Raw genomic sequence first — 17124 nt, forward strand, 5'->3', positions numbered from 1 at the left:
GGAGGCTGGGTCATAAGCTCCTCGCGGGGACGTGGAATAGAAAACGGGGAGGAGGGCTCAGGACGTGAGACTCACGACGCCGGAGCGTCCAGCACGCTGAAACTGACCGGCGGCAGCACCTGACCGCGCCATTTTACGCTGCCGGGGTTCCAGTTCTGCACCAGCAGTTTCCCGGCCCGGCGGCTGAGGCGCACACCGTCCGGCAGGGCCTCCACCGGGAATCCGGCGTTCATGAAGACCTCGCTGAGCACCGCGCCGATCAGCTCCGGGTCGTGGGCACCGATGACGGTCACGTTGCCCCTGCGGATCACCGCGCTCTGGCCGCCCAGCGGCCCGCCGACGTAGCTGGCGAGCGTTCGGGCACCCTCCAGGCGGTAACTTTCGGCCCAGCTCGTGGCCTGGAACGTCACCTCGCCGTACCGAACAGCCTGGCTCAGACCGGGGCGCAGCGAGTCGAAGTTTTCCAGCCGGGCGCCGATCAGTGAAGTCAGCGGGCCGAACTGTCCCTCGTCCGGGGTGCCGCCGGAGACGGTGCGGAAAGCGGTGCGCGGGCCGAAGACCAGCTTCTTACCTGCCGCTGCCAGATCGGTCAGGTGCCGTGATCGCTGCGGCGTCATCAGCGTCAGGGCCGGGGCGATGACCACCGGGTAGGCGCCCAGGTCGGCGTCGGGGTGAAGCACGTCCACATCGAGGCCGAGCGAGCGCAGGGCACCATAGTAGGCCATCAGTTGGGTCCAGTAGCTCATGGTGGCGCTGTGGGGCTGGGCGTCATAGATCCACAGACTCTCGTAGTCGTGCAGCAGGGCGACGTGGCCGCGCACCTCCCCCAGTGGGAACGCAGTCAGATCGAGCGCCGCCACTTCGCCGTGGCCCCGGTCCGGCGAGCCGTCGTGGCGCAGCAGCCCGGAGTGCATGATCTCCTGCGCCGCCCTGGCCGCCTGCCAGCGGAAATAGCTCACCACGTCGGCCCCGTGTGCCCACGCCTGGGCGGTCCAGAGTTTGACGGCGCCGCCTGCGGGCAGCGGGTTGTGCGGCGCCCAGTTGACCTGGCCGCACTGCTGCTCCATGACCCAGAAGCCGGAAGTGGAGAGTGGGGAGTGGGTAGTAGGTGGTGGGGAGTAGGAAGTGGGAAGGACGCCTTGATCTTTTCCCACTTCCCACTTCCCACTTCCCACTTCCAGAAGTCCCCGGTAGAGGTCATGGTTAAAGCTCACCAGATCGGGGTGGCCGGTGCGGGCGAAGTGGGTCTTGAGGGCCTCAGCGACGCCGAAAGGGGCGAAGAATTCGAGCATGCCGGTGGGGTAGCTGTCCCAGCTCACGAAATCGAGCCCACGCGCCACTTCGTAATGATCGAAGCCGGACTCGAAGATCATGAAATTGTGGGTGATGAATCGGCCCGGCGAGCAGTCGCGCAGGATGGCGACCTGCTCGGCCTGGAACGAGACGACCAGGCTGCTGCAAAAGCGGTAGTAGTCGAGCTGGTGAGCCGGGTTGACTTCCGTGACGGTCAGGTTCGGCGGCCTGATCTGCGCCCAGTCGTCGTAGTCCATGCTCCAGAAGGCGTTGCCCCAGGCGGTGTTGAGCTCGGCCAGCGTGCCGTAGCGCTGCTGAAGCCAGGCTGGAAAAGCCGCCGCACTGGCGCCGCCGTAACTGCGCCCGGTGGCGTGGCAGCCGAACTCGTTGTCGGTCTGCCAGCCGACCACCGCCGGGTGATTGCCGTAGCGCTCGGCCATTGCCCGCGTGATGCGCTTCGAGTGCTCACGGTAAATCGGCGAGGCGAAGTCGTAATGCCGCCGCGAGCCGAAGTCGCGGACCCGGCCCTGGAGGTCGTAGGGCAAGATTTCGGGGTGGGCACGGGTCAGCCAGGCGGGCGGCGTGGCGGTGGGCGTACACAGCACGACCTTCAGGCCCTCAGCGGCGTAGGCGTCGATGGCGCCGTCCAGACAGCTCCAGGCGTAGTGGCCCTCTCGCGGCTCGAAGCTGCTCCAGGCGAACTCGGCCAGGCGCACGTAGGCCAGGCCCAGCGCGCGTTGCCCGGCTGCCGCCGTGGCCGCGTGAGCGAGCGGCTGGGCGCTCTGCTCCGGGTAATCGCAGGTGGCGAGTTCGAGGTGGGTGGGTGGATCAGACATCGGGCAGCTCCTTGGGGCGAATAGGTTCTGTGGTGCGTTACTCAAAGCATTCGAGACGAAACTGATTCTCGACTACCTTTATTGATATTGGGTATTGGTCGCTGTTGACCCTCGCCCCTTGCGGGAGAGGGAGGGAGCCGCAACGCGGCGGAAGGGTGAGGGGGCCACCGAGCAGCGAACCCGCCCCACACGCCATTCTCAACAGCCTCATGTCAAATCCAACTCAGCCCTTGACGGCCCCGCTCGCCAGCCCGCCCTGCCAGTAGCGGCCCAGGCTCAGGAAGGCGATCACCAGCGGCAGGATGCTGATGAGGGCGCCCAGCACGATGACGGTGTAGAGCGGTTCCTGGCCGCTGCTCGAACTGGTCTGATTCCACACCGACAGACCCAGCGTCAGCGGAAACAGCTCCTCCTTGTTGACGACCACCAGCGGCAGAAAGAAGTTGTTCCAGGCGCCCACGAAGGCGAACAGCGCCACCGTGACCAGCCCGCCGCGCACCAGCGGCAGCCCCAGTTGATAAAAGATGGTGCCCTCCGACGCCCCGTCGATGCGGGCGGCTTCCATCAGCTCGCTGGGAAATCCGGCGTCCCAGAACAGCCGCATCAGGTACAGGCCAAACGGGTTGACCAGGCCGGGCAAAATCACCGCCCAGTAGGTGTTGATGAGCCCGATCTGCTGCATCAGCAGGAAAATCGGTAGCACCAGCGCGGTAGACGGCACCATGATGGTCGCCAGAATCACGTTGAACAGGGCGTCGCGCCCGGTAAATCTGAACTTGGAGAAGGCGTATCCGGCCATCGCCGAGACGACCATGCTGCCCGCCGCCGTCAGCCCAGCGTAGACCACCGAATTGACCAGCCAGCGGGCGAAGATGCCGTCCTGGCGGGTAAACAGCGTGTGTAGATTCTCGGAGAGGTGCGAGGGCAGGGCGAACAGAAAGCCGGGCGTGGAAAACAATTGCCCGTTATCCTTGGCGAGCGTGGTCAGCATCCACCACAGCGGCAGCAGGCAGTAGAAGGCGAACAGCAGCAGGATGGCTGTTTGCAGCGGCGTAAAACGCGGACCAGACGACTTTCGCGGCTTCCCCAGGCGCCGGGCCGGGGCCTCCGAACGCAGGGCGCCGCTCACGATTCACCCTGCACGCTGCGCAGGAAGAATCCGCTGAGAATGAAGGTGAACACCGCCAGCAGGACCGCCAGCGCCGCGCCGTAGCTGAAGTTGCCGTCGCGGGCGACCACCAGATACAGATACGTGTTGGGCGTGATGTTGTCGGGCACGTAGCCCAGAGGCCGCAGCACGAACGGCTCGCTGAAGATCTGCATGGTGCCGATCACCGAGAAGATGGCGCTGAGCGTCAGGGCCGGGCGCAGCAGCGGCAACTTCACGTAGCGGGTCAGATCCCAGTTGCTGGCGCCGTCGATGCGGGCGGCCTCGTAGAGCTCACCGGGCACGTTTTGCAGCGCGGCGTATAGGGTGATCATATTGTAGCCGGTCCAGGTCCAGGTGACGATATTGCCGATGGAAAACAGGAGTATCCCGCTGGCCAGAAAGTCGGTTTTCAGGCCGGTGATCTGGTTGAAGGGCGAGAGGTTCTTGGAGTACAGGTAGCCCCACAGCAGCCCGGCAATGACGCTGGGCAGCGTGTACGGCAGGTAAAAGGCGGTGCGGAAGAAGCGCCCGGCGAAACCGTTTTTCACGCCGTCGAGAATCAGGGCCAGGGCGGTGGCCGCCAGCAGCATCAGCGGCACCTGAATCACCATGAACAGCAGAATGTGCAGCAGCGACTGCAAGAATTCGCTGTCCTGAAAAGCCCGCACGTAGTTGGTCAGGCCGCCGAAGGCCTGGCGGGCCGGGCCGAAGCCGCCGCGCTTTTTGATGAACAGGCTCAGATACAGCGCGTAGCCGACGGGCGCCACGAAGAACGCGGCGAACACCGTCAGGAACGGAGCCAGGAAAAACCAGGGCGTGAAGCGGTTCGCCAGCGCTTTCTTGCGCCGGGGCGAGGGCGCCTGGAGGGCGGTGGGGAGCGAGAGATCGGTCAATGGCAATCACCTCCTGATGGGGGAATAGAAAGCTGGATGTGCAGAGCGGGGGGTGAACTTATGGGGAATTATATTTTTATCAGACATGCGGAACTGCTGTAGTTACCCCTCGCCCCTTGCGGGAGAGGGGCGCTGCGCGGCAGCGGGGTGAGGGGACCACCGGGCAGCGTTACCGCCCCATGCACGACATTCGTCCCCCAAACCGCAAGGGGAAGGGAGCCTGACGCGCCCCTCCCCTCCTGGCTTCGACCGTCTTATTTAACGGTGAAGCCTTCCTTCTTGGCGCCTGCCAGCGTCTCGGCCTGCCAGGCATCGAGGGCCTGGTCGGGGGTGAACTGGCCCTTGATCATCTTGTCCATCTGCTTGTTGAAGTTGTCGTTGACGGCGGGGAACCAGGGCGCCCACTGGAAGTTGACGTTCACGCCGCGCGAGGCCTCGGCGTAGACGGCGCTGATGTTCTGGCCGCCGAAGAACTTGCTGGGGTTCTTGGTTTTATCATCCAGGGCTGGTAGGGCCAGGCCCGCGTCGGAGGCCGGAAACAGGCCGCCGTTGTTCCAGTTGGCGGTGATGGCCGTCTGCGAGAGGTTGAGCCACAGCGAGAACAGCGTGGCGGCCTCCTTGTTTTTACTCTGGGTGGTGACCACATTGGAGCTGCCGCCCCAGTTGCCGCTGGCGACCTTGCCGCCCGCCTTCCACTGCGGCAGCGGAGCCACGCGCCACAGGCCCGCCGACTTGTCTTTCAGGCTGCCCGCGTAGCCGCCCGGACCCCAGGCCGCCTCGAAATTGCTGGCGACGCTTCCGGCACCCGCCGCGTTCCAGTAGTCGGCGGTGAAGGCTTGCAGGGTGCCGATCTGGCCTTTCTTGATGAGGGCGTACCAGTAGTTGAGCACCTTCTTGGCGCTGGCGTTGTTCAGGGTCTGGACCCAGCCGTCGCCGTCACGCTTGAAAAACTGCCCGCCGTCGGCCCAGGCCATCGCCATGAACCAGGGCGCGAAGGTGGTGTAGAAGTTGCCCAGCTTGACCTTGCCAGCCGACTTGGTGTTGACGGTGGCCGCCGCCTTGGCGTACTCGTCCCAGGTTTTGGGCGTCGCAATGCCGTACTTTTTGAGCAGGTCCTCGCGGTAGACCATCGCAAAGGGGCCGGTGTCCTGCGGAATGGCGTAGACCGCCTGGCCGTCGGGGCTGACCTGTCCCCAGGTCCAGGGCACGAAGTACTTCTTGAAGTCGCTCGCGCCGTACTTGCTCAGATCGACCAGGCCGCCGGTATCGGCGAAGGCGGGCAGAAAACCGTACTCGATCTGGGCCACGTCGGGCGCGCCGCTCTTGGCCTCGATGGCGGTGCGGAGCTTGGTGTAGGTCTGCGGCCCGCCGCCGAGGTTGGTGATCTTGACCGTGATGTTGGGGTACTGCTTGGTGAACTCAGCCGCCGTTTTGTCCAGGCCCGGCACCCACGACCAGACTTCGAGCTGCACCTTGTCGGTGGGCGCCTTGGGAAAGGCCGGATCGGCGGCGAGGGCAGTGCTGGCCACCAGCGCGAGGCTGAGCAGCAGGGCGGTCTTCTTGAGCAGGCGGGGCGGTTGAGCGTATGACATGCGTTCTCCTGTGCGGTGAAGTGGGGCGAAGAGGGCTGACTTGGGCCGATTTGGATTCGGGAAGAGTCTGGGTTGGATGGAGTCTGGGTTGGACGGAATTCAGATCGAGTCGCCGCTCAGATCAGTGCCCGCTTCAGACGCACAGCACGCGCCCGACCTGGGCGGCGTAGTCGGTCATGAACTGGCCGGGCTGCTTGTCGGTAATCAGGGTGGTGACCTGTTCCAGACCGGTGATCTGGGCGCGGCTGACGGCGCCGAGCTTGCTGTGGTCGGCCACCACCACGACCTCGCGGCTGCGGGCAACCATGCCCGCCTTGACCTCGGCCTCTTCAAAGTTGGCGTTGGTCACGCCGCGCTCCGGATGCACGCCGTTGCAGCCGAGAAACAGCCAGTCGGCGTGAATGTGGCCCAGCAGTTCCAGCGCGTACGGGTTGACCAGGCTGTGTTGCAGCCGCCGCAGCCGCCCACCTGTGACCATGACTTCGACGTTGGGCAGCCGTTCGAGTTCCAGGGCGATGTTCAGGCCGTTGGTGACCACCAGCACGCCCTGAAGCGTCGGCGAGAGCGAGCGGGCGATTTCGGTGGTGGTGCTGCCGACATCCAGAAAGATGGTGTCGCCGCTTCTGACCAGGGCGGCGGCGGCCCGCCCGATGCGGCGTTTGGCGGCGACGTGCCGCAGGCTGCTGGCTTCGAGCGCCTGCTCGGTTTCCAGAACGCGGGCGGCGCCTCCACGGGTGCGGCGCAGCAGTCCGGCCTGCGCCAGAGCATCGAGGTCATGGCGAACGGTAACTTCCGAAACTCCTAACATAGACGACAGCTCAGTCACGGAAATGCGCTCCTGGCGTGCCAGAACGTGCAATACTTGGCCGTGGCGCTGCTGCCTCATAGCGGCCTCCTTCCTTTCGTTACTTTCGTATGTTACGAAGTGTAAACACGGCAGGGGCCGGGCGTCAAGTGGTTCTGAACACTTTAAGATGTGGGTTGGACGTTTGTTCAGTCTAGCGGACCAGGGGCGCGGGCGTCCACGCTTCGGGCCGGGCGCGAAGTCTCGGCCAGCACACCACGGTTCGGCACCACACGGGAGAGCACGCATGCATCTGATGGTCGTCGGCGGGGCAGGGTACATCGGTTCACATACGGTCCGGCAGTTGCTGGGCGCCGGGCACCGGGTCACGGTGCTGGACAACCTGTCGAGCGGGCACCGGGAAGCCCTGCCGGGCGAGGTGGCCCTGATCGTCGCCGATCTGCTGGACCCACCCGCCCTTCGAGCCGCCCTACAAAGCGCCCAGCCCGACGCGGTGATTCATTTCGCCGCGCTGATCGAGGTGTCCGAGAGCATGCGCTCACCGGGCCGCTATTACCAGAACAACGTCACCGGCAGCCTGAATCTGTTTCAGGCCATCGTGGACACGCGCAAGGTGCCTATCGTGTTCAGCTCCACCGCCGCCGTCTACGGTGAAGCGGGCGCGGCGCCCATTCCCGAAGACGCCGCCAAGGCGCCCACCAGCAGCTACGGCCACAGCAAACTGATGGTCGAGCAGATTCTGCGCGATTTCGGCGTGGCGCACGGGCTGCCCTACACCGTGCTGCGCTACTTCAACGTCTGCGGCGCGGCGCCGGACCACACCATCGGCGAGGACCACCCCAACAAGACCCATCTCATTGAACTGGCGCTGCTGACCGCCCTGGGCCAACGCCAGAAGATGTTCGTCAACGGCACCGACTACCCCACGCCCGACGGAAGTTGCGTGCGCGACTACGTGCATGTCATGGACCTGGCCGACGCGCATGTACTGGCGATTCAGGCTTTAGTAGGCGGCGCGGCCAGCGCCCAGGCGTACAACGTCGGCCTGGGGCACGGCTTCTCGGTCCGGCAGGTGCTGGACGCGGTGGACGAGGTGGTGGGCACGCCTTTGACACGTGAGGAAGGCCCGCGCCGCCCCGGCGATCCGCCCTCGCTGGTCGCAGACCCCGGCAAGATCATGGCCGAGCTGAAGTTCGCCCCCAGGTTCACCGACCTGGGCGAGATCGTGAAAACGGCCTGGGACTGGCACCGCACGCACCCGCACGGCTTTGAGAGCTGACGGTACACGCCGCTCGGTTTACCCGAAGACAAACGTTGGCGTATTCGGCTCTCCCCTACTTGGTGCCCGCGATGCCGCCCAGGATGAAGCTTTTCAGCACTTCCGGCAGGCCGTCTTCGCTGGCCTCGTCACCGACACCAGCTTCAGCCGCACTCGTCTCAGCCGCACTCGTCTCAGCCGCACTGATGCGCTCGTAGGCCAGGCTGGTCAGCAGGTTCAGCAAGATGGGCAGCAGATGCGGCTGGCGGCGCACGGCGGGCAACTCGCGCAACTTCAGCCGCGTTTCGATGGCCTGCACGAAGGCCCGGCGACGGCGACGAAACAGCGGCCCGCCACCGCTGTTGAGCAGTGACAGCAGCTCGCGTTCCTGAAGCAGCAGCCGAAACAGCGCGTCGAAAGCCACCAGGCCGGATTCGGGCAGCAGCGGCGAGAGGCGTTCGGGAAAATGCTCCAGCCGGGCCTCGAACAGCGATTCGAGCATCATCTCGGTGGAGGGAAAATAGCTGTAGATGGTCGGGCGCGACACCTGCAACTCGGCGGCGATGTCGGCCATGCCCACCGCCTCGAAGCCGCGCCCCACAAACAGCCGCCCTGCCACCTCCAGAATCTGTTCACGGCGCGTCTGTGCGCTCAGACGGCGGGCCAGCACCACTTCGGTCATATCCCGCAGTCTAGCAGAACTTGACACCAAGTCATCTGACAAGCAGTCATCTGGCAGATCGTCACCTGACAGACCGTCATGAAGCCTGGGGACTGGAACCTGGGGACTGGAAATGTCGCATCACGTTCAAGTTTTAAATCTGGCCAGCCACTCTGAAGTGCATGACGACTTCAAACGCGGCCCTTCATCCTGATCTTGTCGGTGAACTGACCCGCGTTGCCGCACCGCAGGTCTCAAAAGCCCCATATATCCGGCCTGTCGAGCGCGGCCCGATGAGGCGGCCTGGTGGTGTCCTGAACCCATCAGGGCCAGACGACGCTGCTGAGACTACAGCGCCCGCTTGAGCTGGTCGGTCTGTACCGACTGCACGCCGTCGATGGCGGCCAGGCGGGCGATCTGGGTGCTGCGGACCTCGCCGCTCAGGATGCCGTAGCGCTCCAGGCGGCGGGAATTGACGCCGACCATGCCGGTGGCGCCCTCGATCTGGTCCAAGACCCCCTGCAACATGTCCGGCGAGGCGCAAACCTCCGGCCTCAGCGTCACGTGGACCCGCTGCACCGAGGTGCGGGAGGCGGTCTGCGGCGCCGGGCTGAGCGGGGGGTTGATTTCTACTCTTGACATGGTTGATTTCTCCCGCCTCAGCTTAATCCAAAGCGGGCGGTCAATTGTTCAGAATCGACTGTTCGGGCTAGAGCCGGTCAGCTTCAAACCGGCTTCGGCGCCTGTACCATGCCTGCGCCCACATCGGTGGCGGGCGAAATGAGCGTGGCTGCGTCCACCGTCATCCGGTCCCACAGCGCCTGTCCGGAGAGTGCCGGAAACTGCTCCATGTACAGCGCCGCGACGCCGGAAACGTGCGGCGCGGCCATGCTGGTGCCCGACAGGCGTTTGTGCTCGCCGCCGATCCAGGCTGAATACACGCCCACGCCCGGCGCGGCCAGGTCTATGCGGCCAATCCCGTCGGTGTCGCCGCAACTGAAATAGGCAGGCTGATCGCGCCCATCGACTGCCGCCACCGCCAGAATCGACGGGCAGGCCGCCGGGTTGCCCACCGGGGCGATCATGGCCGGGCGCTCGCTCTCGTTGCCCGCCGCCGCCACCAGCACAATGCCCTGGGTCAGCAGCACCTGGGCCACCCGCTCGTAGGGGTCGCTGTAAGGCTGCCCGGCACTGCGCGGACTGCCCAGGCTCATCGACAGGACGCTTGCCCCCTGGTCGGCGGCCCAGTCGATGGCGTCGAGAATCTGGTCGTCGTAGCCCTGGCCGAACTTGTTGAGCACCTTGGCGATAATCAGCTCGCAGCCCGGCGCCACACCGTATCGAAAGCCGCCCTGCGGGCTGAAGCGCCCCGCGATGACGCCCGCGCAGTGGGTGCCGTGACCGTTGAGGTCCGCCACGTCGGGTTCGTCGGGCACGAAGCTGCGGGTATTGCCGGGCAGCACGCTCAGGTCGGGGTGAGTGAGGTCGATGCCGGTGTCGATGACGGCCACCTTGATGTTCTTGCCGCTGGGCGAGGTGGCCAGTGGGTCCAGCCCGATCTGCTCCAGGGCGCGGTTGACGGGCGCCGGTGCGCCAGTACCAGCAACAGGCGCCTGGGCGGCGGCCAGCACCAGCGGCGGCAGGGTGCGGCGCTGATTGCGGGCCACCGACTGCACCTGTGGCTCGGCCCGCAGGCTATCGACCTGTTCGGGGGTCAGGTTGGCCACCGCCACCGCCAGCCGGGCGTAGACGCGGGCATGCACCCCGTTTTGCTGCTGCAAGATGCGCCGCGACGTTCGGCTCTCGGCCCGGCCCGGCTCTGAGTGCTGCACCTTCAGCACCCCGGCCAGCAGGGTTTCGTTGGCGTCCGAAGGCTTCTCGAAGACGATCACGTACTGGGGGTTCTCGCGCAGCAGGCTTTCCATCTGGCTATTCTCTATCAGCGAGCGACCCGGACGAACACGGATGCCGCCGCCCTCACCCGATTTTCATTTTGAAGAATTCACATCAAGTGCTGTCTCAAGGAGCGTATGTCCCCTGCCCTGCCCCCCGAACTCGCCGCCCTGATAAGCGCCATTCGACCCGCCGACGCGGGCGCCAGGCAGGCCGCCCAGGAGCGCCAGACCCAGCTCACCAAGCCGCCCGGCGCCCTGGGGCTGCTCGAAGCGCTCTCGGTGCGGCTCGCAGGCGTCTTCGGCACGCCGCGCCCGCATCCGAGAGGCGTGGCCGTGATGGTGGCGGCGGGCGATCACGGGGTCGCCGAGGAGAAGGTGAGCGCCTTTCCGCAGGCCGTCACGCAGGCGATGGTCGGCAACTTCCTGATGACGGTCCCGGCGGGCCAGGGCGGCGCGGCGGTCAACGCCCTGGCCCGCAACCTGGGCGCCGAGGTCTACGTGATGGACGCGGGCGTGGCCGCAACGTTGCCCGATCACCCGGCCCTGGTCCGAGCAGCCGTGCGGCGCGGCACCCGCAACCTGCGCCGGGAAAGCGCCATGACCCGCGAAGAGACGCAAAGCCTGATCCTGGCTGGTGCCGCGCTGGCCCGCACCGCCATAGCAGGCGGCGCCGATCTGCTGATTCCCGGCGAAATGGGCATCGCCAACACCACGGCGGCCAGCGCACTCACGGCCCGAATGCTGGACGTGGGCGCCGCCGCCGTCACCGGGCGCGGCACCGGCATCGACGACGTGTGCCTGGCCCACAAGGTGCAGGTCGTGCAGAGCGCACTGGACCGGGGCGGTAGTGATCCCCGCGACCCGCTGGGCACGCTGGCCGACCTGGGCGGCTTCGAGATCGCCGCCATGACGGGCATGATGCTTCAGGCGGCGGCCAGTCGGCGGGCCGTCATCGTGGACGGCTTCGTGGAGGGCGCGGCGGCTTTGATCGGCGTGGCGCTGGCTCCGGCGCTGCGAGATTTTCTGTTTCCGGCGGGCCTGTGCGCCGAGATCGGGCACGCGGCGCAACTGCGCAGCCTGGGCCTGGTGCCGCTGTTCGACCTGGGCCTGCGGCTGGGCGAGGGCAGCGGCGGCGTGCTGGCGGCCCCGCTGCTGCTGGGCGCGGCAGCCACCCTGCGCGAGATGCAGACCTTCGCCGAGGCGGGCGTGCCGGGAGCGCCGGGAGCGCCGCCCGCCTGAGTGCCAGAGACCTGAACGTGCCGACCTGAGCCGGGCCAGACATTAAGGTTTGAAAAATACTTGGCGCCAGTCGGTCACGCGCAAGCGGCCCCCGCGCCGCCCAGACTTGGGGGTATGCGTCTGCGTTTCGCCGTGACTCTGTGCACCGTACTGGTTAGCCTGTTCGGTGCCAGCCTGTTCGGTACAGGCGCACAGACCGCTGCGTCTCCGGCGGCGGCGCAGAACGTGTCTGGCCCGGCACAGTCTGGATCAACCCAGGCTGGATCAACCCAGGCACCCTCACCGGTCCCAGATGCGCCGCAGCCCAGGGCGACGACGCTGCCAGCCGCGCCCGGCACGCTCACCCAAGCCCGCGTGGCCCAGGGGCTGCTGGGCGGGCGCGAAAACGGCGGCGTGCGGCGCTTTTTCGGGGTGCCCTTCGCGCAGCCGCCGCTGGGGCTGCTGCGCTGGGCGCCGCCGCAGCCGCCGACGGCCTGGCCGGGGCGCCGCGACGCTTCGCGCTTCGCGGACGTCTGTCTGCAACCGCCCAACCCGCTCGACCCGTCGCCGGACCGCCGTCTCAGGGGTCAGGAAGACTGCCTGTATCTGAATGTCTACGCGCCGGTTCGGAGTGCCAGTGAGGGGGCGACCCAGACGGCGGCCACCGTCAGGCCGCTGCCGGTGATGGTCTGGATTCACGGCGGCTCGTTTACCACCGGCAGCGGCAACATCTACGACGCCTCGCTGCTGGCCCGTGAACAGAACGTGGTGGTGGTGACCCTGAATTACCGGCTGGGCGCCCTGGGCTTCCTGGCCGCGCCCGCGCTGGGGCCGCAGAGCGGCAACTACGCGCTGCAAGACCTGCTGGCCGCGCTCAAATGGGTGAAAGAAAATGCCGCCGCCTTCGGGGGCGATCCGGGCAACGTGACCGCCTTCGGGGAGTCGGCGGGGGCGATCATGCTCTGCGACCTGCTGACCTCGCCCGCCAGCCAGGGCCTGTTTCAGCGGGCCATCGTGCAGAGCGGTCCCTGCGCGGCGCCGCTGAACACCGTGCCGCTGGCCCAGGCGCTGAGCACCGGGGCGGCGTTTACTGGCGCCTTCAACTGCTCGCCACTCGTCGCGGGTTGCCTGCGGCTGATTCCGGCCAGCACCCTGATCGAGACCGCCGTGCCGGGCAGCCGGGCGCCGGGCACCGTGGCGCTGCCGCCCCTTTACGGCGACGCCCTCATTCCCCGCAAACCCTACGACGCCTACCAGGGCGGCCTGTTGACCAAGGTGCCGCTGCTGATCGGCGGCAACCGCGACGAGGGCACGCCGTTCACCGCTTACCTGACACCGCCCCGGCTGGCGCTGAACACGCCGCTGTACTGGGGCCTGATCTCGGCGCTGAAGCTGGAGCGGGCCAGGGCGATTTTGCAGAGCTATCCGGGCCGCGCCTACCCGACCAACGGGCTGGCCGCCGCCGCCGTGGTCACCGACGGGCTGTTCGCCTGCCCGGTCTACAGCGTGATTACCCAGGCGGCCCGCTTCGTGCCCACTTACGCCTACGAATTCAGCGACCCGCAGGCCGTCAGCGAGCTGAAACCCACCGCCAGCGTGCCGAAGCTGGGCGCCTACCACGCCTCGGAGCTGATCTCGGTGTTCGGCACGCCGCTGACCGGCCTGGCCGACCCTGCCGCCTTCAGTCCGGCGCAGACCCGGCTGGCCCGGCAGATGCGGACCTACTGGGCCAATTTCGCCCGCAGCGGCGACCCGAACGGCGCGGGGCAAGGCACCTGGGCGCCGTTTGATCCGCAGCTCAGGAACCTCTTGAGCCTGAGTCCGGCGGGCAACACGGTCATCAGCGATTTCGCCGAGCGGCACCGCTGCGCCTTCTGGAACGAGCTGGACGGGCGCTGAGGGGCGGCCAGGTCGGCTGGACAGGTCGGCTGGACTGGCTATTGCAACCTTTGTTCAGGCGCACGGCTATCCCCTGGTCTAGACTCGCGTGTGACCCTGCCGCGCCCAAACGCCACTCCTCCCAGCCCCAATGCCCCGGCCACCAAACCCGCCGCCGCTGAAACGTCGCGCCGCCAGCAGTTGCGCGACCTCACAGCCACGCTCAAGCTCGTCTGGCAGGCCAGCCCGGCCCAGACCACCTGGTTTGCGACCACCACGCTGCTGCTCTCGGTGTTGCCCGCCCTCAACCTGTACGTCAGCAAGCGGCTGCTCGACGCCGTGGCGCTGTCGGTAGGCGGCCAGGAAAGTTACGGCGCCCTGCTGGGGCTGCTGGGCCTCCAGGTCGGACTGGGCGTGCTCGGCAGCTTGCTGGGCATCGTCCAGAACTCGGCCCGTGAACTGCTGGGCGACAGTTTGCAGCACCGCATCACCGCCCTGATCTTGCAAAAAGCCACCGAGCTGGAAGTCGAGCGCTTCGAGAACGCCGAGACCTACGACCGGCTTCAGCAGGCCTACCGAGAGGTCGGCTCGCGCCCGGTGCAGGTCGCCACCCAGCTCGTCGGGCTGGCGGGCGCCCTGGTGACGCTGCTGTCGGTGGGCGGGCTGATGGTGGGGCTGGGACCGCTGATCGTGCCGCTGATCCTGCTCTCGGCGCTGCCGGGCGTGTACGTATCGAGCCGCTTCGGGGTCGAGAATTACCGGATGCTGCGCTGGCAGACCCACGACGCCCGCGTCCAGAACTATTTCGGCTCCGTGCTGACCAGCGACAGCCTGGTCAAAGAGGTGCGGCTGTTCAACGTCGAGCCGTACCTGCTGGGCCGCTGGCGCGAATTCTATCTGGGCTTCCGCACGCAGCTCGAAGGCATCGTGCGGCGGCGCGGCTGGGGCAACCTGGGCGCCTCGATCATCGCCGCGTCGCTGGTGGGCGCGGCCTCGGCGCTGGTGCTGCGGCGGGCGGCGGCGGGGCAACTGACGGTGGGCGACTTCTCGCTGTTCGCGCTGGGCATCGCCCAGATTCAGGGCACGGTGTCGGGCCTGCTGTCGGGCGTCAGCGGGGTGTACCAGAACCTGCTGTACATGCGCAACCTCTACAGCTTTCTGGAGCTGCCCACCCGCGACCTCGACGCCGGGGACATCTGGGAAGGCGACATCGACACCATCGAGTTCCGGGACGTGGCCTTCCGCTACCCGCTGACCGACAAGGACGTGCTGCGCGGCCTGAGCTTCACCGTGCGGCGCGGCGAGGCACTGGCGCTGGTCGGCGAGAACGGCGCGGGCAAGACCACCGCCATGAAGCTGCTGACCCGGCTGTTCGAACCGAGCGCCGGACGCATCCTGCTCAACGGCCAAGACGCCGCCCGTTTCAGTCCGCGCAGCGTGCAGCGGCAACTCAGCATCATCTTTCAGGATTTCGGGCAGTACCAGATGCAGGCCGGGGAAAACGTGGCGCTGGCCGAAACCGGGCGCCTGGCTGACGAGGCCGGGCAGCAACGCGCCATCGCCCAGGCCGGAGCCGAGTTCGTCCACGAGCTGCCGGACGGCCTCAAAACCCCACTGGGCCGACTGTTTCAGGGCGGGCGGCAACTGTCGGGGGGACAGTGGCAACGCCTGGCGCTGGCCCGGCTGTACTTCCGTGACGCCTCGGTGCTGGTTTTCGACGAGCCCACCGCCGCGCTGGACGCCCGCGCCGAGTTCGAGACCATTCAGGCGCTGCGTGAACAGGCCCGTGACCGCATCACGCTGCTGATCTCGCACCGCTTCTCGACCGTGCGCCTGGCCGACCAGATCATCGTGCTCGACGGGGGCCGGGTCGCCGAGGCGGGCAGCCACCAGGAGCTGATCGCGCTGAACGCCCGCTACGCCGCGCTCTACAACCTTCAGGCGGCAGGCTACACCGAGGCGGCGGTGCCCGTCTGAGCCGGACATTCCGGCTGAGCCAAGCATTAGAGCAGATGTCATAAAAAGACCCTTTTTATGACCGAGCGGAGCGAGTAGTTTTGACTGAGCAGGACGCAGAATGGAGGCGCGGGGAGGCTGTTTTCCCCGTGGCGTAATTCGGAGTACTGCTCTAAACTGAGTGCAGACAGAGGCTGTCGCAAACGCCCAAACCCACCGACTGCAACTTTTCAGGCATGATGTCGCCAGTCCCCGCAGTAGTGTTGATGGGAAGCAGTTTTGATGGAAGGTGGCCCGGCGAAGCGGACCGGACCGGCAGACTGATTGCTAGACTGATGGGCAGACGGCGAGCGTAGAGACAGGGCCGCGAAACGTGATCTGAATTACTCAGCGCAGGCATATTTGTTAAATATTCGACAATCACAGGTCGCGCTTTTTTGGGGCCGAAGGACGGTCAGTCGGGCGTATTCCGGCCCCAAGCGTGCCGAGGCGACTCGCCCTGACGGTCAAACGATCCGGGTGATTTGTCAAAGAAATGCGCTTGTATTTTAAGATCAGCCGCTTCCCGGCTCAAATCGACTCCATCGACCAAAAATCGTCTCAGTTCAATTGGCGCTGCAATTCGACCACGTACCGCGCCAGATCCTGCGGTGTGGCGACCTGCCGGGCGATCTCGACGCGCAGTTCGAGCAGCTCCAGGTTCTCTGGGTCGATTTTCAGCGCCTGGTTGGCCAGCAGCAGGGCGCGGCGCAGGTCTTTGCTCTGCTGGGCGCGGGTCAGGCGGGCGCGCAGCTCGGCGCCCAGGTCGCGGCGCAGCTCCTCGCGGGTGTCGTCTACCCAGTCGCTCTCCATCTTGAGTTCAGGCAAAAAAGGCCCCCGGTAGAGCGCCAGCGCCCGCGCCACATCGCCGCGTGCCAGCGCCTGGCGCAACTGCTCCAGGTCGAGGTCCACGAAGACGCCCGGCCCCAGTCGGTAGCGCGGCGCCTTGGGGCTGCCGTCCATCCACAGCACCTCGTTGCCGAGCTTGACCCGGAGTTCCCGGAACACCGCCCGGAAATAATCGCCCGCCGTCTTGCCGTCGCGCTCCGGATAGAGGGTCGTTTCCAGTTCGCGGCGGCTGGAGCCGGGGTGCAGCGCCAGGTACGCCAGGGTCAGGACGCTGCCGCCCAGGCTGAATTTGACTTCCTCACCGCTGCTGAAGACTGCCGCCTTGCCCATCGTCTGGATATTCAGGTGAATGACGGTGTTTTCCGGCACGTCGTCGGTGCGGTGGAGCGCGGCGAACTTGTCGAGCACCAGTTCCATGTACGGCGACAGTTCGGGGTCGAGAAGCGCGTGCTGCACCAGGTCGGAGAGTTCACGGATGTCCGGCGTGTAGAGAATCTGGTCGCGGGCCGAGAGCAGGCTGTCGAGCGCCAGTTTCAGGGTCTCTCTGGACCGCTCCACTTCGCCATGCTTCGACAGCGCGTCGGCCAGGTGGAGCAGCGTCCGAAGGTGGGCGCGGGCCTCCAGGCGCGGCGAATCGAGCGCTTTGTCGAATTCTTCGATAGCCGCCGCGTAGAGGTGACGGCGGCGAAGCAGCATCCCCTTGGTGGCAGTAATCAGTGGGTGGTCCTTCTCCGGCGCCAGATCGTACAGCACTTCCATCGCTTCAGTGTGGCGAGACTGGAGCGAGTAGAAGTCTGCGAG

12 protein-coding genes and 1 pseudogene are annotated in these 17124 nt (G+C 66.5%); 4 read left to right on the forward strand and 9 right to left on the reverse strand.

The window, feature by feature from the left end; translation table 11 throughout:
• Positions 1-71 precede the first annotated feature (71 nt).
• From Q0R23_RS13695 to Q0R23_RS13715, 5 genes are all read right to left on the reverse strand, one after another.
• The gene (locus tag Q0R23_RS13695; protein ID WP_293913858.1) at positions 72-2129 is read right to left on the reverse strand and encodes a beta-galactosidase; all 2058 of its coding nucleotides are present in this window, start codon (positions 2127-2129) and stop codon (positions 72-74) included.
• Positions 2130-2352: 223 nt separating this feature from the next.
• Positions 2353-3258, reverse strand: coding sequence for a carbohydrate ABC transporter permease (locus Q0R23_RS13700; RefSeq protein ID WP_293913859.1), 906 nt, complete (start codon positions 3256-3258; stop codon positions 2353-2355).
• The gene (locus Q0R23_RS13705; protein WP_293913861.1) at positions 3255-4178 is read right to left on the reverse strand and encodes a sugar ABC transporter permease; all 924 of its coding nucleotides are present in this window, start codon (positions 4176-4178) and stop codon (positions 3255-3257) included. Before Q0R23_RS13705 ends, Q0R23_RS13700 begins: the two co-directional genes overlap by 4 nt.
• 248 nt (positions 4179-4426) lie before the next feature.
• Positions 4427-5764, reverse strand: a complete 1338-nt coding sequence (locus Q0R23_RS13710; RefSeq protein WP_293913862.1) for an extracellular solute-binding protein — start codon at positions 5762-5764, stop codon at positions 4427-4429.
• A gap of 133 nt (positions 5765-5897) precedes the next feature.
• Entirely contained in the window at positions 5898-6650 is a 753-nt protein-coding gene (locus tag Q0R23_RS13715) for a DeoR/GlpR family DNA-binding transcription regulator (protein ID WP_293913863.1), read from the reverse strand.
• A 205-nt stretch (positions 6651-6855) separates the two neighbouring features.
• Between Q0R23_RS13715 and galE the strand changes: the two genes are divergently transcribed.
• A complete protein-coding gene (galE, locus tag Q0R23_RS13720) occupies positions 6856-7848 on the forward strand; it encodes a UDP-glucose 4-epimerase GalE (protein WP_293913865.1) in 993 nt (330 codons plus the stop codon).
• A 55-nt stretch (positions 7849-7903) separates the two neighbouring features.
• Here galE and Q0R23_RS13725 read toward each other — a convergent pair whose 3' ends face one another.
• The 3 genes from Q0R23_RS13725 to Q0R23_RS13735 all read right to left on the reverse strand — a co-directional run bounded on the left by Q0R23_RS13725 (position 7904) and on the right by Q0R23_RS13735 (position 10413).
• Complete coding sequence (locus Q0R23_RS13725; RefSeq protein ID WP_293913866.1) at positions 7904-8509, reverse strand: helix-turn-helix domain-containing protein; 606 nt, start codon at positions 8507-8509, stop codon at positions 7904-7906.
• A gap of 327 nt (positions 8510-8836) precedes the next feature.
• Positions 8837-9130: a hypothetical protein gene (locus Q0R23_RS13730; RefSeq protein WP_293913867.1), complete on the reverse strand. Its 294-nt coding sequence runs from the start codon at positions 9128-9130 to the stop codon at positions 8837-8839.
• An 83-nt stretch (positions 9131-9213) separates the two neighbouring features.
• Positions 9214-10413: a S8 family serine peptidase gene (locus Q0R23_RS13735; protein WP_293913868.1), complete on the reverse strand. Its 1200-nt coding sequence runs from the start codon at positions 10411-10413 to the stop codon at positions 9214-9216.
• 105 nt (positions 10414-10518) lie between these two features.
• Here Q0R23_RS13735 and cobT point away from each other — a divergent pair, with 105 nt between their 5' ends.
• From cobT to Q0R23_RS13750, 3 genes are all read left to right on the forward strand, one after another.
• Positions 10519-11622, forward strand: a complete 1104-nt coding sequence (cobT, locus tag Q0R23_RS13740; RefSeq protein ID WP_293913870.1) for a nicotinate-nucleotide--dimethylbenzimidazole phosphoribosyltransferase — start codon at positions 10519-10521, stop codon at positions 11620-11622.
• 114 nt (positions 11623-11736) lie between these two features.
• Positions 11737-13500: a carboxylesterase/lipase family protein gene (locus tag Q0R23_RS13745; RefSeq protein WP_293913872.1), complete on the forward strand. Its 1764-nt coding sequence runs from the start codon at positions 11737-11739 to the stop codon at positions 13498-13500.
• A gap of 90 nt (positions 13501-13590) precedes the next feature.
• Positions 13591-15456 (forward strand): ABC transporter ATP-binding protein, encoded by a 1866-nt coding sequence (locus Q0R23_RS13750; protein WP_293913874.1) that lies wholly within the window; start codon positions 13591-13593, stop codon positions 15454-15456.
• 579 nt (positions 15457-16035) lie between these two features.
• Here the strand turns inward: Q0R23_RS13750 and Q0R23_RS13755 are convergent.
• Positions 16036-17124, reverse strand: a pseudogene (locus Q0R23_RS13755) (SARP family transcriptional regulator); the annotation flags it as partial.

The organism is Deinococcus sp., assembly GCF_025362455.1.
Classification (GTDB): domain Bacteria; phylum Deinococcota; class Deinococci; order Deinococcales; family Deinococcaceae; genus Deinococcus.